This window comes from Flavobacterium gawalongense (assembly GCF_007097265.1).
In the GTDB taxonomy this organism is placed as follows: domain Bacteria; phylum Bacteroidota; class Bacteroidia; order Flavobacteriales; family Flavobacteriaceae; genus Flavobacterium; species Flavobacterium gawalongense.
Map to the genome: position 1 here is coordinate 25,737 of NZ_VJZP01000031.1, position 24,655 is coordinate 50,391.

Consider the following 24,655-nt stretch of genomic DNA (forward strand, 5'->3'; position numbering starts at 1 on the left):
TTATTATAAAAAAAGCAGCCACGAATTTCATTAATTTTTACGAATTAATTCGAGTAAATTAGTGAAATTCTATCTAACTCTTTTCAAATGGTTGGTATTAAGAATTCGAAATAGTATTACGGCACTATAAAATCTGCTGAATCTGCGTGCTGAAAATTTTTCACGCAGATTTTGCAGATTCAGCAGATTAGTGTTGTGGAAAATCTGTTTTTTATCAGTATTTCGCTTTAGCGAACCTATTTCATCTGCTTACGGTTGACAACGCTTTTCTGAGTTAGCAACTATTTGTCAAAGTACCCAACTTTCTTTAAATTCGTGGCTAAAATTTCGTCTGAATATTTGTGTCCATAATGGTAGCTTAGATCGTGTTTTTTTACATATTGAAGATATTATAAACTACAATCCTATCATCATAATTGATGTACAATTGTTTCCTGTTGCCCTGCTTTTTTCGGGTAATTATAGAAACGGTACAATCGACCCCTTCATTATCCTTACAAGTAAATGAATAAACAATATCAGTATCATTCTCTTCTGTGGGCTGATAATCAATTATTTCAAAGAGCTGAATGATTTGGGAATAAACCACAATTCTATTTTTATTGGTATCCAAAGTGACTAAAATATTGACCAAATTCAGATCAGACCACTTTCCCCATTTCCCCATTTCATTTTTTTCTAAAACACTAAAGCCTGATGTTTTAAACTTATAGTTTTGTCCATACGAATGTTGCAGTCCTAAGACCAAAAAAAGGAATATTATATATATTTTTTTCTTCGTCATTATTTATAAATTAAAAATCAAAGTTCATTACTTCTTTTCTCGCTGTTTCAAAATCGGCTATCATTTCCTGAATAATGTCTCCCGCTGGTTTAATCTCGTGAATTAATCCTGCTATTTGACCGATCTCTAACTCTCCTTCGATTAAATCTCCCTCAAACATACCACGTTTTGCTCTCGCTCTACCTAATAAACCAATTAATTCTTCTTTTGTTGCACACTTTTCATACAAATGCTGAACATCCTGATAAAATTTATTTTTAATCAATCGGACTGGTGCGAGTTCTTTTAAGGTCAATTGCGTATCGCCTTCTTTTACGTTTATAATGGTTTTCTTGAAATTTTCATGTGAAGAAGATTCAACCGATGCAGCAAACCGGCTTCCAACCTGAACTCCGTCTGCTCCCAGTGCCATTGCAGCAAGCATACCACGACCGGTCGCAATTCCACCTGCAGCAATCAACGGAATGGTAATTTTTTCTTTCACCATTGGGATTAGCGTAAACGTGGTGGTTTCCTCTCTTCCGTTATGTCCTCCAGCTTCAAATCCCTCGGCAACTACCGCATCAACGCCAGCATCCTGTGCTTTTAATGCAAAAACAGAACTGCTGACCACATGCACTACCGTTATACCGTTTTCTTTCAAATAAGAAGTCCATGTTTTTGGATTTCCAGCCGATGTAAAAACGATTTTAACACCTTCATCAACAATAATTTTCATGATTTCTTCGATATTGGGATACAACATTGGAACATTTACTCCAAAAGGTTTTGAAGTGGCTTTTTTACATTTTTGAATGTGTTCCCTTAAGACTTCAGGATACATGGAACCGGCACCTATCAATCCCAAACCTCCTGCATTGCTAACCGCACTCGCTAATTTATTGCCACTGTTCCAAATCATTCCTCCTTGAATAATTGGATATTTAATTTTGAAAAGTTCTGTAATTTTATTCATGTATTGTTGAGAATGTTAATGTTTTATTATTTTTCCAGTTTTAGAAAAAGAATTGGATTCCACTTTATATATATACATTCCTTTACTCAATGCTTTCAATGAAATGCTAGCCGATTGTGTTGTGATTTCTTTATCTAACACTTTTTGACCTAAAATAGTATAAATGGCAACCGTTGCTCTATCAAGACTTAGTGGTAATGAAATTGAAATAAAATCACTTGCCGGATTCGGATAAATTATAAAATCATCTTTCGAAAAAATGTCTAGTGATAATCCATTGCTCACCGCTAAACCAAAATCTGGAATGCCATAACCATATTGATTATTGGGCGTTGCAAATCTATCTGCAGATTTTATCACTAGTTGCCTGATTTCCTCATTGGTTTTGATAGGATTTGCCTGCCATAAACAAGCAATCATTCCTGCCATAATAGGACTAGAGAAAGAGGTTCCATCTCCAACAACTATATTCCCAAATTCATCGGACAAGACATCCGATTGTCCTTGAGCCATAACATCCGGTTTTATCCTTCCGTCAGACGAAGGTCCTATGGAACTAAATGAAGTCAAAGACTCTGAAGCATTTACCGCTCCTACCGCAATTACTGATGTTGCGTCGGCAGGTACAGCAATATGTGGATCGGATGTACCACCTGAATTACCGGCTGACGCTACTACAATCATACCTCTGCTAAATGCAATTACAGCGCCACGTGACATAAAAGCTGTTGTCCCATTCATTTCGCTATAGGTATAACTATAAGCAGGGTTATCATATTCAAAATAGCCTAAAGAGGTATTTATAATATCCACACCCAAACTATCTGCTTTTTCAGCTGCTTCTACCCAAAGCGATTCTTCAACAGGATTTTCGGAAGTATCATCTTCGGTGATAAATAAATAATAGGAAGCGTCAGGAGCTGTTCCCACTAATGAATTTTCTTTATAGCCACCCATCGAAGAGAGTACAGCTGTTCCGTGTGAAACTCCAGTGTAAAAATCCGGATTTCTTAATACAAAATTGTAACCTCCTAAAATCTGGTTATTATCCCTCAATCTTTGAAAAGGTTGTGCTGTATTAACACCGGGAAAACCAGCATCCAAAACGGCTATTATTTTTCCGGAACCGGTATAATTTTGTTGGTGTAGTAATTGTCCATTAAGCATCTGTATTTGATTTTCAGAGGTTCCGTAAGCGTAATTAATTTTGGTTTTTTTCGTTTTATTTACCTTTTTAATTTTTGATGACTTCGCTATTTTTCCAGTTTGATTGAGTGATTTATCCGCAAAATCGACTTTACTGACAAATGAAAATGCTCCCAATGAATTTACATTTACTTGTGTTCCACGAACATGAATAGCATTCAACCATTTGGATTTTGCCATAACAGTAATTCCTGCAACTGCTTTTACTTGATTGATATAAGACGACTCAATGGGAACATCTTTAAAGTCTAAAGCAATGTTCTGATTGGTTCTCCTATCCAAAGCTCTTTGAGTAAGCATTTGCAAAGGTGTATCTAAATAAAATTGAAAACTGGGTTTAGTATTGAAATATATCCAAGCATCTTCTTGAGAAAATCCTGCTGATGTAATCAATAAAAAAACAAACAAATAGATTTTTCTCATAGTCAATTTTATTTGTAAGTTATAAAAAATTCCAAATAACGCTCGGATTGAATCATCAATATAGCACTTTTATCGCATTTTAAATTCCGCGAAAGCGTGCGTTTTTAGAATTTTTTATAAATAAAAGTACTAAACTAAGAAATAACTCCCGAACCAACTAATTCATCTTCTAAATACCAAGCCACAAATTGCCCTTCGGTTATTGCGGATTGTGGTTCGTCAAAGGCAACATACATTCCGTTTTCAAATTGGTGTACTACTGCTTTTTGTAAAGGTTGTCTGTAACGAATTCTTGCCATAATCTCCATAGTTTGTCCATTAGCCAAAGCCAAATCTTTTCGAATCCAATGCACTTCGGATTTTTCGATAAACAATGATTTTCTAAACAATCCAGGATGTTGACTCGTCAATCCGGTATAAATGGTATTGGTTACCACATTAGTAGCTATGATAAATAATGGATCTGTAGTTCCACCTACATTCAATCCTTTTCGTTGCCCAATGGTAAAATAATGAGCACCTTGATGTTTCCCTACTACTTTGCCCATTTCTGGAGTATATGGAATTTTTCTTGCATCAGAAGCCAAATCCTCTTCCAGCGTTAAGCCTTCCTGTTTTCCTAAATTATAAACAGGATTGTTTTTATCAATTTGAATAATCAATCCGTCTTTGGGTTGCAATTTTTGTTGCAAAAATTCTGGCAAACGCACTTTTCCAATGAAACATAATCCTTGAGAATCTTTCTTTTCGGCAGTAATCAAATCCATTTGAGCAGCAATTTCCCGAACTTCAGGTTTTGTCAATTCTCCAATAGGAAATAACGATTTTGCCAATTGCTCTTGTGACAACTGACAAAGAAAATAGGACTGATCTTTATTTGTATCGGCACCAGCCTTAAGTTGGTAAACAGTTTCCCCGTTCACTTCGATTTCACTTTTTTGACAATAATGCCCTGTAGCCACATAATCGGCACCAAGACTCAAAGCAATTTTCATGAAAACATCAAATTTTATTTCGCGATTACAAAGTACGTCAGGGTTTGGAGTACGCCCTTTTTCATATTCGTTGAACATGTAGTCAACGATTTTTTCTTTGTATTCTTCGCTTAAATCAACGGTTTGAAAAGGAATCCCTAATTTTTCTGCAACAAGCAATGCATCATTGCTGTCTTCCAGCCATGGGCATTCGTTTGAAATAGTAACAGAATCATCATGCCAATTTTTCATAAAAAGACCTATGACTTCATAGCCTTGTTGCTGCAACAAATAAGCCGCAACACTTGAATCTACACCTCCGGAAAGTCCTACAACAACACGCTTCATCTTCAAAAAAATTATAATTTTAATAAGAGTGCAAAGTTACAAAAAGATTTACAATAGTATTTGCGCAATATGAGACTTAATTATTCTTGTTTTTTGTAGCATTTTGGGGATTACTCATGTTCAATTCTCTAACCAATTTTCCTTTTTCAAAAAATTGCCAAATACCAACTTTTTTACCATTTAAAAACTGTCCTTTAGAAACTACATTCCCATTAGTGTCTTTAAAAACTGCCAAACCATTGTATTTGTTATTCTTGAAGATAGATTCTTCAAGTACAATTCCTTTCTCCGTATATTTCTTATAAGTACCGTCTTTCAAATTGTTCTTATAACTGATTTCTTCGGCAATTTTGCCATCAGGATAAAAAACAGTTCGCAAGCCTTCCAACTTTCCCTTGCTGTAGTTTTCAGTTGCCATAATGGTTTTTGAAGCTTGATGGTAATACTTCCATTTTCCTTCAAATAATTTATTCACCACTTTGCCTTCACTCACTTTATTATTATTCTGATCATAAAAAATAGTATAAGCTGAATTCTCTTTAGCATTGAATTCTCTAGTGGCAATTACGGAAGCTGATTTGGTATCATCAAAAAATTTGAAAATACCTATTTCTTTTCCATGAGAGAAAGTCCCTTCGTATCTTGGTCTTTTTGATTCCTCATAAAAGCCTTTCCATACTCCATGCTTTCTTCCCTTTTCGTCTAATTTATTGAAATCCGTTTGTGCATGAAGACAAAACACATTCAAAAAAATCAAAACAAGTATTCCTTTTTTACAAAATGTTTTCATAATTACCTTTTTATAGTAACGAATTCGGTCCGCTTAAATTATGTCTAAATAAAAAAATCTCGAAATGTATCGAGATTTTTTTTATGAATTATTTTTTCTTTTGTTGTGCTTTTTGAGCTTCGGCCTGTTCCATAACTTCTTGAAGTTTTTTCTGGAATTTGCCTTGTTTTTTTGGCTCTTTCAATTTATTTTCTTGAATTTGAGCATGAATCTTATCGCTATCAATAAAGTATCTTTTGATGACAATCATAATTCCAATGGTAATTAGATTCGAAATAAAGTTATACAAACTCAATCCCGCACCATAACTATTGAAGAAAAACAACATCATTATTGGCGAAACATAAATCATGATTTTCATCATCTTCGCCATATCCGGCATACCTTCTTGTTGTGGAGCTGCCATTTGTTGATCACCAGAAGTCATTTTCATATAGAAGAAAATAGCAATCGAGGCAAGCACTGGAAATAAACTGATGTGATTTCCGTAAAAAGGAATATAGAAAGGCAATCGTATAATTTCATCAAAAGAAGATAAATCATCTGCCCAAAGGAAGCTTTTTTGTCTTAACTCAAAAGCCGATGGGAAAAACTGAAACGAAGCATACATAAAAGGAAGCTGAATCAAGGCTGGAATACATCCCGCCATAGGGTTCACTCCTGCTTTATTGTACAATTTCATCGTTTCCTGCTGCTTCTTCATTGGGTCTTTTTTGAATTTTTCTCCCAATTCTGTAATTTCAGGTCGCAATACTTTCATCTTGGCTTGTGACAAGAATGATTTGAACGTAATAGGCGACATTGCTAATTTTATCAGAATAGTGAAAATAATTATCGCAATCCCGTATGCGATATAAGAACTTAAAAATCCGAATAATGGAATAAAGATAAATTTATTGATCCATCCAAAAATACCCCATCCAAGTGAGATAATTTTTTCAAGATTCTTATCGTATGATTTTAATGTCTTATAGTCTGTTGGCCCAAAATACCAACTCATTTTATAATCCACTTCTCCGTTACTGAATGCCAATGGAATATTAGCTTTAAATTGCTTGGTAAAAGTGGTATCTACTTTATCATCATGAACCAAATTAGCAGATTTCAATTTAGCCGTTTCAAAAGGCGTTTTTGTCAAAAGAATTGTAGAGAAAAAGTGCTGCTTGAAAGCTACAAAAGTTGCTTTTTCAAGATCTGATTCTTCTGATTGACCTAGTCCTGCATAATCAATCTTTCCTTCTTCGTGTTCGAAATAAATTTCGGTGTAACGGTTTTCGTAAGCTACACTTTTCTCATTTCTGTAGGTTTTCAAATTCCATTCTAAATCCAATGGCTTAGAAGTATTCAAGACTTTATTCAATCCTTGAGAACGAATGTCAAAACCAATCATATAATCGTTTGGTTTCAATATGTATTTGTATTCCAAAAATTCATTTGCTCCCGCTTTCAAACGCATAGACAAAACTTGATCCGCTCCAACTTTTGTCAAAGTAGGTTCAAAATACAAATCTTTAGAATTTAAAGTACGATTATCACTGGTAAGCAATTGCACATTCAAATCGGCATTATTGTCTTTTATCAATTCAACCAATTCTCCTGAGCCTTTTTTGAATTTTTCAAATTGTTTCAAAGTAGCCTCTACAATAAATCCTCCTTTATTGGCAATTTTCAATTTAACCAATTCATTTTCGATAGTTGTAAAACCAGCTTTCGCAGAAGGAAGTGTCGCTGAATAAGCGAAATTTCCCAACGTTTTTTGCAATTGGGCCAGTTGTGTGGAATCTCCGGTTGCTGCAACAGCAACTGTAGCTATAGCCACGGTTTTAGCTTCCAATTCTTTGGCTTTGGCCTCCTTGATTACCAGCTCTTTTTTGGCTTTCTCAGCTGCAATGGCTGCCTCATCAGGCTGATTTTGATACATGATCCAAATCAAAATACCAAAAATCAATACAAAACCTATAATCGAATTAAGGTCAAATTTTTTCTCTTCCATTATTTTATTTAAAAAAGTTTATTGTTTAAAGTATAAAGTTTAATGAATACCGTGCCTTAACACTGATTCTATAAACGGAACACTATTTTTTCTTTGCCTGAACAGCCGCTGCAACAAAATTCACAAAAATAGGATGTGGATTTGCCACCGTACTTTTGTATTCAGGATGGTATTGAACTCCAATAAAAAACGGATGGTTTTCTAATTCAATGATTTCAACCAAACCTGTATCTGGATTTACTCCAGAAGCGATTAAACCTGCATTTTGTAATTGCGCTACATAATTACTATTGTACTCATAACGATGACGATGACGCTCAGAAATAGTTTCTTTTCCGTAGATTTTATACGCCAATGAATCTTGTTTTACATCACATTTCCAAGCTCCAAGACGCATTGTTCCTCCTTTATCGGTAATGGTTTTTTGCTCTTCCATCAAATTGACAACAGGATGTGAAGTTTGCTCATTCATTTCGGTAGAATTAGCATCGGGATAACCCACAATATTTCTTGCGTATTCAATAATTGCCATTTGCATACCCAAACAAATTCCGAAAAATGGCACTTTATTTTCACGGGCATAACGAACTGCTTCGATTTTCCCTTCAATTCCTCTTTCTCCAAAACCAGGAGCAACAAGAATTCCGTCTAAACCGGCTAATTTCTCATTTATGTTTGTTGCGTCAATGTGTTCTGAATGAATAGAAATTACATTTACTTTGGTTTCATTGGCAGCACCTGAATGAATAAAAGCTTCCAAAATAGATTTGTAACAATCTTGCATTTCTACATATTTCCCAATCAAACCAATATTTACGACATGCTTAGGATGTTTTAATCTACGCAAGAACGTATTCCAGTTTTTTAAATCCGGAGCGGCTTTTTTAGGCAAATCTAATTTCTTTAATGCTACAATATCGAGTCCTTCTTCCAACATTAAATTTGGCACTTCATAAATGGTTGAAGCATCGATAGATTGGATAACCGCCTCTCTTTTTACATTACAAAACAAAGCCAATTTATTACGTATTTCATCTGAAATTTCGTGTTCTGTCCTACAAACTAAAATATCAGCTTTTATACCGCTTTCCATTAAAGTTTTTACCGAATGTTGCGTTGGTTTTGTTTTCAATTCCCCTGCAGCAGCCAAATAAGGAACTAAAGTAAGATGAATTACTAAACCGTTATGTTCTCCTAATTCCCAAACCAATTGACGGACAGATTCGATATAAGGTAAGGATTCAATATCTCCTACTGTTCCACCGATTTCGGTAATAACAATATCATAATCGCCTGATTTACCAAGCAATTGCATTCTCTCCTTAATTTCATTGGTGATATGAGGAACAACTTGTACTGTTTTTCCTAAAAACTCCCCTCTTCTTTCTTTTTCAATAACCGAAAGATAAATTCTACCTGTGGTAACATTATTGGCTTGAGAGGTAGGAACATTCAGAAAACGTTCGTAATGCCCTAAATCCAAATCCGTTTCTGCCCCATCATCGGTAACATAACATTCTCCGTGTTCGTATGGATTTAAAGTACCTGGATCTACATTGATATAGGGATCAAATTTTTGAATAGTAGTCCTGTACCCTCGTGCTTGTAATAATTTTGCCAAAGATGCCGCTATAATTCCTTTTCCTAAAGAAGAAGTCACACCGCCAGTAACAAAAATATATTTCGTTTGATTCATTCTGTTGTTTGTTTGTAATGTAGTTGTGTAAAAAACGTGGCAAAAATACAATTATAAATTGAGAAAATGCTAATTTGAAAATGAGATAATTTGGAAATTTGAGAATTGCCCAACGCTCGGTTTTTTAAATCAGAACATTATTGAATTAACAAATTACAGCGGTTTTGGATATCGCTTTTTGATATTTCGTATCAATTCCTCTAATCCATTCAATTTTAACTCATAAATAAGTTGGAGTTGTTGCCCTAATTCTCCTTTTGGAAATCCTTTATTACTGTACCAAACCACATAATATTCGGGTAAATCGATGAGATATTTACCTTCATATTTGCCAAAAGGCATTTTGGTGTGGGCGAGTTTGATGAGTTGTTTTTGGTTTTGTTCCATTTTTTTTGAAGAAAAAAGAATAAAGAGAAGAGAAGTAAGATTTATTCAATATTCTTGCTTCTCTTTATTCTTTATCCTAATTTATTTCCAGTTGAAAGTAATTCGTTTCTCTATTTCGGTATTTAAACTTAAGAAAACAGGACAGGTCATGGCGGCTCTTTCAAGGATAGTTTTATTCTTTTGATCGGTTGTTCCTACCATCTCAAAAGTAATTTCTATTATTCCTATTCGTCTTGGCTCGGCATTCATAATTTTTGTAACTGATGCAGTAGAATCTTTCAAATCTACATTCACATCACGTGCTTTTATTCCCATAATTGTCATCATACAACTTGCCAAAGCATTAGCAACAGTATCGGTTGGAGAGAAAGCCTCTCCTTTTCCGTTATTATCTACTGGAGCATCCGATATTATTTCAGTTCCGGATTGTAAGTGTATCGATCCTGTTCTTAAATCGCCTAAGTAGGTTACCTTTGATGTCATTAGTTGGCTTCTTTTATGGTTAAATCGGTGTCGTAGTATAAAATATGTACGCCTTTATTGGTATAGCCACCGTCTTCTTTTTTATAGTATTCAAATTTATTATCTACTTGCTCTGTCGCCATCGCATCGGCAGTTTCCTGATACGTTTTATCTTGTGACAATCGCATCATAGTGTCAAATGTAATATCAAAACCACGGGTTGCAAAAGCGCTAGGAAAAATTTTATTTCTCTTTCTATACTCTTTTTCGAAAATTAAAGCTTCTGGAGATTCATTTTCACGGGTAACAGAAGGATACATCAATTTCAATTTTGTTAAATTCACAAAATTAATTTCATCGGTATCCAGTGTTTCATTAGGCTCTAAAATAACCAGCTGTACCTTATAAGCGGCCATAGCACTCAACATAGCGGCCATTGTTGATTTTATCATTCCTGTGTTACCAGTTTCCATTACCACATAGTTTATTTTATCTTTTACAAATAAACTTTTTAAATTTTCAGCGGATACGCCACCGCTTGCAGTAAGTGTTGAAAATTTTATATCTTTATGATTTTCCTTAATGTACTGTATAACAGATTCTTTTTTCTTATCCACAACAGCTATAATATTTCCGCCTTTTGCTCTCATATAGTCAAACACAGCATTTTTAACCGCAGCGGCAGTTGGGATAGTTTGGAACAAATTACTGTAAGAATTACCCAAATCTTTTGATAAAGGTGAAATTACAGGAACTTGCTTCACATTCAATAATTCAGCTGTTTTCTCAACATTATTTTGATAGAATGGCCCAATTATAGCATCAGAATCTTCTAGATTATTTTCTTTAATTAAAGACGCAACATTAGAAGTATTTTTGGTTTCCTGAGAATCAAATATCTTCACATCGAAAGAAAGTCCCATTTGTTTTGCAGAATCGATAGCCATCAAAGCTCCCGAATAAAAATCCAAAGTCATGTTCAAAAACTTGTCTTTTTTCAAGCGCATTGCAGTTGAATTAACGGTATCACCCTCTATTTTCGCCATATTAAAAGGCAAAAACAACACAAGTTTTTTTCTATCGTTACTACCCATTTTCTTGGACAAAATGGTGTACTCTTTTTTAGTTTCTTGCGGAATAGTAGTAATCGTTGCAGGAACCTTCAAAATCATTCCTTCTACAACACCTTCAGATAAAACGGGATTCAAAGTGATTAACTCTTCTTGAGTCATACCTGCCATTTTTGATAAACTATAAAGAGTTTCTTTTGGCTTCACTTCATAATTTAGATAATTAACTGCTGTATCAGTCTTTACAGGATTGGGTTTTCCAATTTCTTTTTTGGATTCAACCACAACAGCAATTTTATCCGATTTGGGTGCAATACCTTTGATCAATAATTTATATCCTTCAGGTAAATTAGAAATAACTTCGGGATTCTTACGCTCTAATTCTTCAATGGTAATTCCATATTGTTTAGAGATCGAATATTTTGTTTCTTTTGGAAGTACATAATGATAGACTACTTTTTCTAGTGTCGTAGTATTATTTTTCTGAACTTTATTAGAGGGAATAACTAGGGTTTGGCCTATTTGCAACCCCTCTTTTTCAAGAAAAGGATTGGCTTGTTTTAACGCTTCATCAGAAACGCCATATTTTTTTTCGATACCATAAAGTGTTTCTTTAGGCATCACTTCATGGGTTACAGTCTTTGCGCTTGGCTTGGCTTGAAGCACTGTCATTGGTTTACCGCTACCTTTTGGAATCAGCAAAACACTATTAGGCTTTAATCCACTTTGTGCATCCGGGTTTAATTGATAGATATCAAACGGCGTAATATTGTACTTTTGTGCAATTTGATTTATGGTTTCTCCTTTCTGAACTTTATGTGTTGTGGTTTTTTCTTGTGAAAAAACACTATAATTAAACAACAAAGCAGTCATACAAATCGCAAAAAAATATTTCATCATTTTTATTTATAAAATTATTCAAATCATTAATAAAGTAACGGTATCAAATTTTATTCCAAAAATCTGATACCGTTTATATAAAGAACATTAAAAATAATGATATTCCGAGAAGGGATTAACAAAAATTTAATTTTATTCCCACTCAATAGTTGCAGGCGGTTTTGAACTAATATCATAAACCACTCTATTTACTCCTTTTACTTTATTAATAATATCATTAGATACTTTCATTAAGAAGTCATAAGGTAAATGTACCCAATCCGCTGTCATACCATCGGTAGATTCAACAGCACGAAGCGCTATTACTTTTTCATAAGTACGCTCATCACCCATTACACCTACACTATTTACCGGAAGTAAAATAGCTCCGGCTTGCCAAACTTTATCGTATAATCCCCAAGATTTCAATCCGTCTATAAAAACAGCATCTACTTCTTGTAAAATTCTAACTTTCTCTGGCGTGATATCTCCTAAAATTCTAATTGACAATCCTGGTCCTGGGAAAGGATGTCTTCCTAATAATTCTGGATCAATTCCTAATGAAGCTCCTACTCTACGCACTTCATCTTTGAAAAGCATACGAAGCGGCTCCACAATTTTTAATTTCATGTAATCAGGCAAACCTCCTACATTATGATGTGATTTAATAGTAGCTGAAGGTCCTTTTACCGAAACTGATTCAATAACGTCAGGATAAATTGTTCCTTGCGCCAACCATTTTACATCTTCTATAAGGTGTGATTCATCATCAAAAACTTCAATAAATACACGTCCGATAATTTTACGTTTGGTTTCCGGGTCACTGACACCTGCTAATTCAGATAAGAAACGATCTCCTGAATCTACTCCTTTCACGTTTAAACCCATTCCTTTGTATTGATCCAATACATTTTGGAATTCGTTTTTACGAAGCAAACCATTATTTACAAAAATACAGTATAGATTTTTTCCAATAGCTTGATTCAATAAAACTGCCGCTACGGTAGAATCTACTCCACCTGAAAGGCCAAGGACCACTTTATCGTCCTTTAATTTTTCTTTTAACTCCGCAACCATATCAGCTACGAAAGCATTTGGTGTAAAATTTTGAGGAACTTCAGCAATTTTCACTAGAAAGTTTTCCAGCATCTGCTTCCCATCTGTAGAATGGAAAACTTCAGGATGGTATTGAATGGCGTAAGTAGTCTCCCCTTCAATTCTATAAGCTGCAAATTCCACATCATGTGTACTTGCAATTTTCACTCCATCAGTTGGCAAAGCCTTAATACTATCACTATGACTCATCCAAACTTGGCTATTCTCTGAAACACCTTCAAAGAAAACTTCATTCTCTTTTATAAAAGACAAATTAGCTCTACCATATTCTCTAGTGTTTGAAGCCGCTACTTCACCACCACTAAAATGGGATAAATATTGCGCGCCGTAACAAACAGCTAACATTGGTAGTTTTCCTCTAATTTGAGATAAATCAGGATGTGGCGCATCTTCTCCTCTAACAGAAAAAGGGCTTCCTCCAAGAATTACTGCTTTATAAGATGATAAATCACTCGGAAAATGATTGTAAGGGAAGATTTCGCAGAATATATTTAATTCGCGAACTCTACGCGCAATAAGCTGTGTGTATTGCGATCCGAAATCTAAAATAAGTACGTTGTGTTGCATGCGCAAAAATACTTTTTATATTTTGAATTGAAAAATTGAATTTTAAAAAATATTTATTTAATTTTTCTCTGTTTAAATAATGCGGCTGCTTCACTAAAAAGCCAACTGTCACTAATTCAGAATTATTTATTCCCTAAAAGTAATTTTAGAAAAATAAAAGCTTACTTTTATATCTCTGATAATCTACTAAAAACAAAAAAAATGAAAACAAAAAAATACTTAGCCGTTGCAATTTTTGGCCTTCTAGCCCTTTCATGCAGTACGATTGATAATTTATTTACCTTTTCAGTAGACAACGAAACGTCCGTTACCATTCCAGCTGGATTTCCTGTCAATTTACCTTTTGAATTAAGTAAAGAAATCCCTTCTAATTCCAGTACCGTATTTGAAAATAACAAAACAAAAGCGGAATTAGTTAAGGATGTAAGACTGAAAGAGATGAAATTGACTATAACAGATCCAACTGATAAATCATTTTCATTTTTGAAATCAATACATATGTATATTTCTGCAAGTGACGGCAGTGACGAGATAGAACTAGCTTTTTTAGATGATATTAATTCAACTTCAAATACTATAAATCTAACTTGTACTCCAGAAAAATTAGATAAATATATTAAGGCTTCAAGTTTCAAATTAAGAGCAAAAGTCGTAACTAAAGAAACAATTACTCAAAACGTAACAATAAAAGCGAGCATGAAATTTCAAGTTACCGCTGATCCGTTTTAACAAATCAGCAGTTTTCAATTACGCTTTATTCTCTAATAATTACAAACTTCCCTTTTACTCCCGCATCCCAGTTTTCCCAATAATCAGACTTAATAAGTTTTCCTTTGTCATCATAAATTTGAAATTCAGCTGTATTTCCGCCTAACGCGCCCCTATTTAAAGCTTCTATCTCGAATGTATTTATTCCTTCTTTCAGAAATATTTTAAATTGCTGATAATTTTCTTTCATCAATAATCTTTCTTGGACTATACTTTCATTCATCGTCGCTTTTGCTAAATCGCCATCAATCTGTCCAAAATCACGATATTTAATTACAAAGAATTCTGATTTCGTTCTAATCTCACCAAAATTGACATCAATTTTAACCAAAAGTCTAGAATCTTCTTTCAAACCCTCTCTAACTAATGTTTTACCTAAATCCTTTTCCATTTTATCCATATAAACATCTCCTGGATTAGCAAAATCATTTTTTGGAGTCATGTTAATAGTGCTTGCTTCTCCAATTTTTAATACGGAGCCAGGGGTTTTTATTTCAGGGCTTTTAAAAACATTTGGAGTATAAGTTGGTGGTATATCAGTTTCAGGTGGAACTACTTTTTTAAACTTCGGACTTTTATTTATAGGGGGAATTGCCTTAAACTTTTTACTAAATTCAATCTGACTATAGCTTTTTGAAGAAATACCAATACTGATTATTATAAAAAAAAGAATCTGTTTCATATCAAGGTGAATATTGATAAATCAATATTTATTAAAAATTTAAAACTAAAAACACAGTGTAAACAACAAAAATAATATAAATTACTTTTATTTATTTATCGAATTGAAAAAAGAACATTCCTATTCTTTCATTAAAATTAAGGTTGCTTTAAAATCTATCCCAAGATTCCATTGGCTAGAAGAAATAATGCTTCCTTTATCATCGTACACTTCAAATTCTGCTGTATTAGGAGGTGCAAAACCTTCGTTCAACGCCTCAAAATCAATCTTGTTAATCCCTTTTTCTAATTTTATCTCGAAACCTTTAAAATCTCCATCCAAAACGACCTCGTATTTTATTACCTTATCATTTAAATATACTCTAATCTTATCCCCATCAACATAAGCGGCATCACGATATCTTACTTTAGCAGTAAGAGAACCCGTTTTGAAATTTCCTAAATTTTGATTTCTCTTATAATTAACAACCTCCAAATTTTCTGCTTTTTTAGTGATTTTATCAGGATTCACAAAATTGATTTTTGGCACATCAAGGGGGACATCTTGTTTTTTTATCACTTTTGGAGCAGTAATTTTTGGTAAATCTGCCTTCGGCGGAATTGCTTTTTTAATTTTTGGACTTGTATTTTTAGGTGGTATTGCTTTAAATTTTGAGCTAAATTCATTCTGGGCATATCCGCTTAGAGACATCCCAAAGACAACAATTAAAAATAGAATTTTTCTCATAACTTTTAGATATTAACGTATCAGTGCTTGTAAAATTTTAAAAATAAAAAAAACCAATAATAACTAATCACAAAATGGTGTAATTTTACTTTCTTTTTATAACATTCAATTTCCGATTTTATTACATTTTAGAGCATAAGATTTTCTAAAATTGATTTATGAAAATTGAACTTTTTTATTAAAAATCAGTATTTTTTATTTCACTATTTTTTATAAATTGCAAAAAACATACCAAAAATAAATCTGCACATTAAAACTTTAAAAATCAAATAAATAAAAAAAGAAAAATGAAAAGAGAAAACATATTGACAGGCTCGCCATGGGAAGACAAAATGGGATATTGTCGCGCAGTACGTATTGGAAATATCATTGAAGTATCAGGAACAGTGGCTATAGTAGATGGCGAAAAAGTAAAAGCTGACGATGCACATGCTCAAACACTGAATATTTTAGAAAGAGTAGAAAAAGTTCTTGAAGACCTGAATATAAGCATGAAAGATGTCATTCGCACCCGCATATTTACTACTGACATATCTACATTTGAAGCTGTTGCCACAGCTCATGCCAAATTTTTTAAAGACATAAAACCAACAACTGGTTTTTACGGAATTAACCAATTGGTCGCTCCCGAATATTTGGTTGAAATCGAATTTACAGCCATTGCTCCTGAAAAACCATTAATTCAGGAAGGATTGTAATACTTTAGCAAAAAAAACTCCGACAGTTCAATAATGAATTTAGAAAACGCTAAAAAAATAATGCTTGTCACACTCAAATGGATTTTCATTTGTGCTTTGACAGGCATTTTTTCCGGATCAGCTTCCGCATTTTTTTTAGTGGCACTGGAATGGGTTACACACTATAGAGAACACAACAACTGGATTATTTGGCTCTTGCCAATAGGCGGCCTCATCATAGGGTTGTGTTACCATTATTTGGGAAAAACTGTTGTAAAAGGCAATAACTTATTACTGGAAGAATACGAAAATCCCCAGAAAATCATTCCGTTAAAAATGGCGCCTTTGGTACTTATTGGCACGTTAATCACGCATCTTTTTGGAGGCTCGGCGGGTCGCGAAGGCACGGCAGTGCAAATGGGAGGCGCCATTTCCGACCAATTTACAGGAATCTTCAAACTTGATAATTCCGACAGAAAGACATTAATCATTCTGGGAATCTGTGCCGGTTTTGCTTCAGTTTTTGGGACACCTTTAGCGGGAGCTTTGTTTGCTTTGGAAGTTTTATATTTCAGTAAAATCAGTTATAAAAGCATTCCATTATCCTTTTTAACGGGGTATATTGCTTATTTCACCGTTGAATTCTGGCAAGTAAAACACACCCGTTATAACATTCCAATTCTTCCCGAAATGAGTTTCACCAACTTATTTTGGGTAATTCTTGCGAGCATATTATTTGGTTTAGCCGCCATGTTATTCTCCCGAAGCACACATTTTTGGGGCGCTTTATTTTCGAAAACGATAGCATTTCCCCCACTTCGTCCTTTTATAGGAGGAATTATCCTTGCAGTAACAATTTATTTTATCGGAACCACAAAATACATCGGCTTAGGAGTACCAATGATTGTGGATGCATTTTCTAATCCAAATACTTCCTATGATTTTCTTCTAAAAATACTATTTACCGGATTTACACTGGGTGCAGGATTCAAGGGTGGCGAAGTAACACCGCTATTCTTCGTTGGTGCTACTTTAGGAAGTGCTTTATCGATTATAGTTCCTTTACCTATTGCACTTTTGGCAGGAATGGGATTTGTAGCTGTCTTTTCGGGAGCGACTCATACTCCTATTGCATGTACGGTTATGGGAATGGAACTTTTTGGAATAGAAAGTGGCATTTTCATTGGCATCGCTTGTTTAGCAGCCTATTTTTCTTCAGGTTCAGTAGGAATTTATCATGCCCAAATTGTAAAAGGCTCCAAATACCGTTTGTATCAAAAATTTAAAAGAAAAGATATTGGGCTTTTGTAACATTGTAAAAGTTTGTTAATTATACAAATGATTTCAACATTACATTAAAAAAATGTAATTTCGCAAACTATGAAAATACAAGACATTCAAGCGATACAGTTGTTATTATCAACTCCAAAAAAAATTGCAATTATTCCACACCGAGGTCCTGATGGCGATGCTATGGGTTCTTCCTTAGGATTATATCATTTTTTATTAAAAAACAACCATCATCCTGTTGTAGTTTCTCCAAATGAATTTCCTGATTTTTTAGCTTGGATGCCCGGATCGGAAACCGTAAAAATATACGAAAAAGACAAACAAAACTGTACCAAAATTCTTGAAGAAGCGGAACTAATTTTCACATTAGATTTTAATGCTTTGCACCGCACAGGTGAAATGGAAAATGTTTTAGCCAAGCTAAAAACTCCATTTATCATGATTGATCATCATCAAAAACCGGATGATTATGCTACATTTACCTATTCAGATACTGCATTTGGGTCAACTTGTGAAATGTTATATAACTTCATTTGTTTTCTTGGAAAAAAAGAAGATATCGACAAAACTATCGGAACTTGTATTTACACCGGAATTCTAACGGATTCAGGTTCATTTCGTTTTCCAAAAACAACAGGAGACACGCACAGAATTGTTGCTGAATTAATTGATCTAGGAGTAGAAAACACGGAGATTCCAACCTTATTATTTGACAACAGTTCTTTTGGACGTTTACAATTGTTGGGAAGAGCGCTTCAAAACATGAAAGTGTTAACAGAGCATAAAACAGCTTACACAATACTTACACAAGATGAATTAAACTCTTTTGATTATGTCAGAGGAGATACAGAAGGTATTGTAAATTACGGACTGAGCATCAAAGGAATCCTTTTTACGGCTATTTTCATCGAAAATAAGGAAGAGAAAATTATCAAGATTTCGTTCCGTTCCCAAGGTGATTTCGATGTCAATCAATTCGCAAGAGATTATTTTAATGGTGGTGGCCATCGTAATGCTGCTGGTGGAAAATCAGAAGTATCCATGGAAGAAACAATAAAGAAATTTGAAGATTTAGTAACAAAACTAACCATCTAATACATGAAAAACAGTAAGTTAATCGCAATTTTATTCTTTTTGTTCGCATTAGTTTCAAGTTGTAAACAACATCAAGATGCCCGAAAACCTATTTCTCAAGCTTCCGGGAGCTTTATGAAGAAATCGATAGAGCGAAATAAAAAATTAATCGCCGGTGAGGAAGGACAAATTGATGCAGTAATCAAAAAAAATCCTAAAGTGAAATTCATTGCTTCATCAAAAGGATATTGGTATTCTTATGTGGTTAAAAATGAGCTGGATACTTTAACACCAAAAAAAGGAGACGTGGCTTTCTTTGATTATGAAATAAAAGATTTGAAAGGCAATATCATTTATTCCGAATTAGAATTAAGACCTCAAGTTTATTATGTTGACAAACAAAATATCATGATGGGATTGAGAGACGGTATAAAATTGATGCGTAAAAAAGAGAAAGTGAATTTTCTTTTCACCTCACATATGGGCTATGGTTACCACGGCGACAACAAGAAAATTGGCATAAATCAACCGCTACTTTGTACGGTAACACTTCGTGATTTTAAATCGGAAGCCACCTATAGAAAAGAAAGCGAAATAAAACCAACGGTGCCGGCGGTAAAACAGGAAGTCGCAACAGAAATCAAATCAAAAGACACTATAACACAATAAAAAATAATTTTAGAAATGAAATCGCCATGATTCAATCCCGAAGCTTCGGGACAAAAACAATAATAAAGAATGGCGATACCATATACCTTTAAAAAACAAATATTAACTTCGTATGAAAAAAAGCATCCTATTCGTATTACTTGTAATTGCCTCATTTTATTCTTGTAAAGAAGAGCACAATAATCTTCCTGATGGTTTATATGCCAAAATTGAAACCAATAAAGGAGAAATAATAGTACAACTAGATTTTGAAAAAGCACCTATCACAGTAGCCAACTATGTGACTTTGGCTGAAGGAAAAAATAAATTTGTTACCAATGAAAATCTAAAAAACAGACCCTTTTTTGACGGTTTGAAATTTCACAGAGTGATTAAAGAATTCATGATACAAACGGGAGACCCATTAGGAACAGGATCAGGAGATACCGGTTATAAATTCAAAGACGAATTTTCCGATTTGAGATTTGACAAAGGTGGTGTTTTGGCTATGGCCAACAACGGACCAACAACTAACAGCAGTCAGTTTTTCATCACCCATCTTGCGACTCCTTGGCTGGAAGGGAAACACACCATTTTTGGTCATGTTGTAGAAAAAGGAATGGATGTAGTGAACAAGATTGAACAAAATGATTACATCAATAAAGTGACTATCATTAGAAATGGTGAAGCGGCAAAAAAGTTTGATGCAGTAAAAACATTCAGTGATTATTTCTCGGTAGAGTCTCAAAACCAAAAGAAAAAAGCAGCTATTGATGCCGAAAACAAAAAAGTGTACAACGCCAAATACAAAGAAGTTCGGGATCAAAAAATAGCTTATTTTGCTGCGTTAAAAACTAAAGCAACAAAAACACCTACTGGATTACAATACGTAATAACTCAGAAAAGTGGCGGTAAAAAACCCGCTAATGGTGCTAATATTTTCATTCATTACGCCGGTTTTCTTGAAGACGGTGAACTATTTGACGCAAGTGTAGAAAGTGCTGCTAAAACTTTTGGAAAATACGATGAAAACAGAGCCGCGCAAAACGGATACCAACCGATTCCTTTTCAAGCCGGAAAAAAAGATGGCATGATTCCTGGTTTCATTGAAGGACTGGAAAAATTATCTCTTGGTGACAAAGCTGTGATCTTCATTCCGTCAAAACTGGCCTATGGACAAGCAGGCGCTGGTGGAGTAATTCCGCCAAATGCCAATATTATTTTTGAAATTGAATTATTAGAAGCAATGCCTCAATAACGAATTAAAAAGTAAAAAGTCAGACCTTAAATTATTACAAGATGAAATTTAAAATTCTATTTTTATTGTTTTTTGGAATCCTGAATGTTCAGGCTCAAACCACCAAAAAAACTATTCCTGCTAAAAAACCAACAACGACTTTGGCAAAACCGGGCGTGAAAGCAACTGTAAAACCAGCTGTAAAAACTCCCGTAGTAATCGAAGGAATTTTTGCAATCATTTCAACTACTAAAGGAGATATTACCGCTCAGTTGGAATACAAAAAAACACCGGTTACCGTAGCCAACTTTATAGCGCTTGCCGAAGGAAAAAATACTTTTGTGGCGGATGAAAAACTAAAAGGAAAACCTTTTTTCGACGGTTTAAAATTCCACCGCGTTATCAAAGATTTTATGATTCAGGGTGGTGATCCTTCCGGAAACGGCTCCGGTGGTCCCGGTTATGCGTTCAAAGATGAGTTTACCGATTTGAAACACAATAAAGGCGGTGTCCTTTCCATGGCTAACTCTGGTCCAACTACTAATGGTAGCCAGTTTTTTATCACGCACAAAGAAACTCCTTGGTTAGATGGGAAACACACCGTTTTTGGTCATGTTACCGAAGGAATGAGCATTGTAAATCTAATTACTCAAGATGATATCATTAAGAAGATTACCATCATAAGAAAAGGAGCATTAGCGAAACAATTTAATGCCCCAAAAGTATTCTCAGACTATTATGGCAATAAAGCCGAAGACGCGAAGAAACAAGCTTTAATTGATGCTGAAAACCAAAAAAAGCAAGCTGCAATTCAAGCCGAAGAGAAAAAAGCGTATTTTGAAAAATACGGTAGTGTTATCACTGCAAAAACAGCCTATTTAGCCGCTGCAAAAGCAACCGCAACCACTACTCCTTCCGGTTTAGCCTATAAAATAATCCAAAAAGGAAGCGGTGTAAAACCTGCTGACGGAACCACTTTCTATTTCCATTATGCCGGTTATTTTGAAGACGGAACTTTATTTGACAGCAGTTATGAAAACGTAAGCAAAGACTACGGAAAATACGATGCGAACAGAGCCGCTCAAAACGGATACCAAGCATTCCCTTTTCAGGCAGGTAAAAAAGACGGTATGATTCCTGGATTTTTAGAAGCATTGAACCTATTGACTTTTGGAGACAAAGCAGTGGTTTTCATTCCCGCTAATTTGGCGTATGGACAAAGAGGTGCCGGTGGTGTTATTCCTCCCAATACGAATCTTGTTTTCGAATTGGAAATGTTTGAGAAACAACCGGCTCCAAAACAGTAAATTTCAAAAGCATATAATAAACAAACCCGACAGACTTCAAAAGCTGTCGGGTTTTTTATGCGTTACCATTTTAAATTTCACTCAACTCTTAAATGAACTTAAATTCCTTATATGGTTAGATTTTAAAACACATAAGAAATATAAGTTCATGTAAGTTCTAAATTAGATAGACCGCTAATTCTCAAAAAGTATTCAATAAAAAAACCCGACAGTTCTCAGTAAAATGAATTGTCGGGTTTTTTATTTTAAATTCCGATGAATACAAATAACCAAAAATCAGCACACGGATTAGACAGATTAAACGGATTTACACTGATTATAAATCTTTAAAAATCCGTGTTTTTCTGTTGGATCCGTGTCATCTGTGTGCTATAAGACTCCAATCAGAAAGGGGATTATTTCTTTCCAAATTTCCAATCAAATTCATCTTTTTGATTGATAATAGCACCAATCTCAAATTTTACCACCTCATCAAATTCCGTTTGAAAGATGATCCAGTTTTCCTCGTTGAAATAGTTTTCGAACGTGTCAAACTCTTCCTGAGTGAATTTCGTTATTCCTTTGGCAGCCAAATCTTTTTTGACATCACTGATTTTTCTATTGATCACTTTATTCCCAAACAACTCCAGTTCCGGACTCGAAGCCACGATATAACCTAATTTGAAATCTTCCTCCACATAGAAAGTCAAACGCATTTTAAGTTTATTGTAGGCAAAAATCACATTATCATCTTCGTCCTTGTAGTTTCTATCTGGTTTGCCGTAAATAGCGGTTACATCATTTTGTTTCATTCCGAAAATGAGCTTGTCAATTCCGTTTTTTGGATTTATTTTCATACGTAGTTTATATTTGTTTTTTAAAGGAATATGTAATTGATGACTGTTACTATTTTATTGGTGTCATCGAACTTCGTTTCGCATCGCTTTATCAGTGTTTACCTCGAGTTTGCGTTATGCTCATTTCATATTCATTTATTTGACCGCAAAGTTCGCAAAGTTTTTCGCAAAGTCCACTACCTTTTTAGTTTAAAAATTAGTGGTCCAAAAACTCAAATCTGGATCCTGAAATTCAAAATTTGGGCGTGACCCGCTGAAAAAGCGGGTCGGGCTATTCGTTGCAATCTTTTATTCCGTTGCACTTCATAAAAGGATTTTCACTGCTATCCCTCACGCAAAACAGCGGTGAAAACAACTAAAATAGTTCTATGAAAATTCAAAAAAGCATCCAGCAAATAAAAAGTGCTTTTGATGATTTGTTAGTAATTATTCCTACTTTAGCGAAAGCAAAAAGGATGTATTTATCATACATATATACAAGTTATGCACAATTATAACTCAAAATGTGCCAAAAAATAATATTATGACGAATAAAAAACCTAAGTTTTACGCATTAACATACGTTACACTAATTCCAATATTTGCAACTATATATTTGATTTTGCCTAAATCTAATTTTGGTGGAACTCTTGCAACATCTATGGACTCATTTATGACTTGCTTATACTACAGTACTGTAACAATAACAACATTAGGTTATGGAGATATTTCAGCGTTAACAAATACAGCACAACTTTTAGTAATATTTGAAACAATTTTAGGAGTAATAACTATTGGATTGTTTTTAAACTCACTTTCAATAAAACACTCAATTGAAATCAATAGATCAGAAAAAGAAAAAGAACTGAAAGAAAAGTTTAAAAGTGAATGTGATAAAATTATTAGACATAATAAAATCATAGAACAGAATATAAAATTCTACTTAACATATGTAAAAGAAATCACTACACCATTTATTACCGATGATAATGGTGACGATAATGATGCCACAATTAATTATAATTTTAGCATCAATGATATGAAAGATATGTTCTTACCTTCTTCATTGATGACAGATAACTTTTCTGATCCTGTAATTAAATATTTTTACAAACACCAAAATATTTTAGAGCAGAGTATTAAAAAATTACTACTTGATATAAATTTTTCGTACTGGTCTGAATTAGAACAAAAATCTATTGAATTTTTAAATAATTCTAAAACATATGATTTTAGTGAAAGTATTTTGGCAATTCCAAGTTACAATATCGGAGAAGAGAAAGCAAGTGTCTTTTTTTCAAAAAGTTTAGAAGACTTTAATGGAGATTTAGAATTTAAAAAAGGAAATTTCTATAATCAATTTATAGCACTTCATAATTTAATAAAACTGAATTGTGAATTTATAACTTTTTATCAAACAAAAATTAGTGAAATAAAAAATAACTGTGCATAATCGAGTAGACGGGTCAGCCAGTAACTGACGGACTGCCCAGCTCTTCGAAGAGTACATAACGTTATCGGGTGTGCTGCGCAAACGTCTCTGACTTTGCGCCCACAACGATGAGCCACAAACATAATCAAACAAAAAAGCAATCCCGATTACTATGACTTAAACAAGTAAAAAAGTCATAGTAATCTGGAGTTTTTCTAAATTTGCGTATTGGTTTTTAATTTGAAGTTGGTCTTGTACTTGAATTAAAAGTGTAGGTATAGGCGTTTAGGTCGCAATTTATTATTTTTGCCTGATGGCAGATAGAAATATTTTTAGAGGAGTGAATTCA

At 34.0% G+C, this 24,655-nt stretch carries 22 protein-coding genes; 8 read left to right on the forward strand and 14 right to left on the reverse strand.

Translation table 11 applies throughout. The features are described 5' to 3' along the window. Positions 1–373: 373 nt before the first annotated feature. The 11 genes from FNW38_RS14295 to guaA all read right to left on the reverse strand — a co-directional run bounded on the left by FNW38_RS14295 (position 374) and on the right by guaA (position 13,650). Positions 374–784 carry a hypothetical protein gene (locus FNW38_RS14295; RefSeq protein ID WP_143386371.1) on the reverse strand — a complete coding sequence of 137 codons (411 nt, stop codon included), beginning with the start codon at positions 782–784 and terminating at the stop codon, positions 374–376. Between the two features lie 10 nt (positions 785–794). Continuing rightward, entirely contained in the window at positions 795–1,739 is a 945-nt protein-coding gene (locus tag FNW38_RS14300; RefSeq protein WP_143386370.1) for an NAD(P)H-dependent flavin oxidoreductase, read from the reverse strand. Positions 1,740–1,754: 15 nt separating this feature from the next. Then, the gene (locus FNW38_RS14305) at positions 1,755–3,368 is read right to left on the reverse strand and encodes a S8 family serine peptidase (protein ID WP_143386369.1); all 1,614 of its coding nucleotides are present in this window, start codon (positions 3,366–3,368) and stop codon (positions 1,755–1,757) included. Positions 3,369–3,502: 134 nt separating this feature from the next. Continuing rightward, positions 3,503–4,690, reverse strand: a complete 1,188-nt coding sequence (gene mnmA / locus FNW38_RS14310) for a tRNA 2-thiouridine(34) synthase MnmA (RefSeq protein WP_143386368.1) — start codon at positions 4,688–4,690, stop codon at positions 3,503–3,505. Positions 4,691–4,766: 76 nt separating this feature from the next. Beyond that, positions 4,767–5,480, reverse strand: a complete 714-nt coding sequence (locus tag FNW38_RS14315) for a toxin-antitoxin system YwqK family antitoxin (RefSeq protein ID WP_143386367.1) — start codon at positions 5,478–5,480, stop codon at positions 4,767–4,769. Positions 5,481–5,568: 88 nt separating this feature from the next. Next, complete coding sequence (yidC, locus tag FNW38_RS14320) at positions 5,569–7,473, reverse strand: membrane protein insertase YidC (RefSeq protein WP_143386366.1); 1,905 nt, start codon at positions 7,471–7,473, stop codon at positions 5,569–5,571. An 82-nt stretch (positions 7,474–7,555) separates the two neighbouring features. Further along, positions 7,556–9,169, reverse strand: a complete 1,614-nt coding sequence (locus FNW38_RS14325; protein WP_143386365.1) for a CTP synthase — start codon at positions 9,167–9,169, stop codon at positions 7,556–7,558. 153 nt (positions 9,170–9,322) lie between these two features. After that, the gene (locus FNW38_RS14330; protein ID WP_143386364.1) at positions 9,323–9,556 is read right to left on the reverse strand and encodes a DUF3820 family protein; all 234 of its coding nucleotides are present in this window, start codon (positions 9,554–9,556) and stop codon (positions 9,323–9,325) included. Between the two features lie 81 nt (positions 9,557–9,637). After that, a complete protein-coding gene (locus FNW38_RS14335; protein ID WP_143386363.1) occupies positions 9,638–10,039 on the reverse strand; it encodes an OsmC family protein in 402 nt (133 codons plus the stop codon). After that, the gene (locus FNW38_RS14340) at positions 10,039–11,988 is read right to left on the reverse strand and encodes a PBP1 and LysM peptidoglycan-binding domain-containing protein (protein WP_143386361.1); all 1,950 of its coding nucleotides are present in this window, start codon (positions 11,986–11,988) and stop codon (positions 10,039–10,041) included. The genes FNW38_RS14335 and FNW38_RS14340 overlap by 1 nt, the downstream gene beginning before the upstream one ends. Before the next feature lie 132 nt (positions 11,989–12,120). Next, positions 12,121–13,650, reverse strand: coding sequence for a glutamine-hydrolyzing GMP synthase (gene guaA, locus FNW38_RS14345; RefSeq protein WP_143386360.1), 1,530 nt, complete (start codon positions 13,648–13,650; stop codon positions 12,121–12,123). Positions 13,651–13,851: 201 nt separating this feature from the next. Here guaA and FNW38_RS14350 point away from each other — a divergent pair, with 201 nt between their 5' ends. Further along, entirely contained in the window at positions 13,852–14,379 is a 528-nt protein-coding gene (locus FNW38_RS14350; RefSeq protein ID WP_143386358.1) for a hypothetical protein, read from the forward strand. 25 nt (positions 14,380–14,404) lie between these two features. On the opposite strand, the gene FNW38_RS14355 is transcribed toward FNW38_RS14350, so the two are convergent. Next, positions 14,405–15,100: a hypothetical protein gene (locus FNW38_RS14355; RefSeq protein ID WP_143386357.1), complete on the reverse strand. Its 696-nt coding sequence runs from the start codon at positions 15,098–15,100 to the stop codon at positions 14,405–14,407. Positions 15,101–15,220: 120 nt separating this feature from the next. Beyond that, positions 15,221–15,826 carry a hypothetical protein gene (locus FNW38_RS14360; RefSeq protein WP_143386356.1) on the reverse strand — a complete coding sequence of 202 codons (606 nt, stop codon included), beginning with the start codon at positions 15,824–15,826 and terminating at the stop codon, positions 15,221–15,223. A gap of 287 nt (positions 15,827–16,113) precedes the next feature. Here FNW38_RS14360 and FNW38_RS14365 point away from each other — a divergent pair, with 287 nt between their 5' ends. The 6 genes from FNW38_RS14365 (at position 16,114) to FNW38_RS14390 (ending at position 22,059) form a co-directional block, all read left to right on the forward strand. Next, positions 16,114–16,524: a RidA family protein gene (locus tag FNW38_RS14365; protein ID WP_143386354.1), complete on the forward strand. Its 411-nt coding sequence runs from the start codon at positions 16,114–16,116 to the stop codon at positions 16,522–16,524. Between the two features lie 33 nt (positions 16,525–16,557). Further along, positions 16,558–17,814 carry a voltage-gated chloride channel family protein gene (locus tag FNW38_RS14370; protein ID WP_143386353.1) on the forward strand — a complete coding sequence of 419 codons (1,257 nt, stop codon included), beginning with the start codon at positions 16,558–16,560 and terminating at the stop codon, positions 17,812–17,814. Positions 17,815–17,883: 69 nt separating this feature from the next. After that, a complete protein-coding gene (locus FNW38_RS14375; protein WP_143386352.1) occupies positions 17,884–18,888 on the forward strand; it encodes a DHH family phosphoesterase in 1,005 nt (334 codons plus the stop codon). 3 nt (positions 18,889–18,891) lie between these two features. Continuing rightward, complete coding sequence (gene gldI, locus FNW38_RS14380; protein ID WP_143386351.1) at positions 18,892–19,536, forward strand: gliding motility-associated peptidyl-prolyl isomerase GldI; 645 nt, start codon at positions 18,892–18,894, stop codon at positions 19,534–19,536. Positions 19,537–19,648: 112 nt separating this feature from the next. Next, positions 19,649–20,773 carry a peptidylprolyl isomerase gene (locus tag FNW38_RS14385; protein ID WP_143386349.1) on the forward strand — a complete coding sequence of 375 codons (1,125 nt, stop codon included), beginning with the start codon at positions 19,649–19,651 and terminating at the stop codon, positions 20,771–20,773. A gap of 41 nt (positions 20,774–20,814) precedes the next feature. Then, complete coding sequence (locus tag FNW38_RS14390; RefSeq protein WP_144064932.1) at positions 20,815–22,059, forward strand: peptidylprolyl isomerase; 1,245 nt, start codon at positions 20,815–20,817, stop codon at positions 22,057–22,059. 395 nt (positions 22,060–22,454) lie between these two features. Here FNW38_RS14390 and FNW38_RS14395 read toward each other — a convergent pair whose 3' ends face one another. After that, positions 22,455–22,895 carry a hypothetical protein gene (locus tag FNW38_RS14395; RefSeq protein ID WP_039107460.1) on the reverse strand — a complete coding sequence of 147 codons (441 nt, stop codon included), beginning with the start codon at positions 22,893–22,895 and terminating at the stop codon, positions 22,455–22,457. 523 nt (positions 22,896–23,418) lie between these two features. Between FNW38_RS14395 and FNW38_RS14400 the strand changes: the two genes are divergently transcribed. Beyond that, positions 23,419–24,327, forward strand: a complete 909-nt coding sequence (locus FNW38_RS14400) for a potassium channel family protein (protein ID WP_144064933.1) — start codon at positions 23,419–23,421, stop codon at positions 24,325–24,327. The last annotated feature ends 328 nt before the right edge of the window (positions 24,328–24,655 follow it).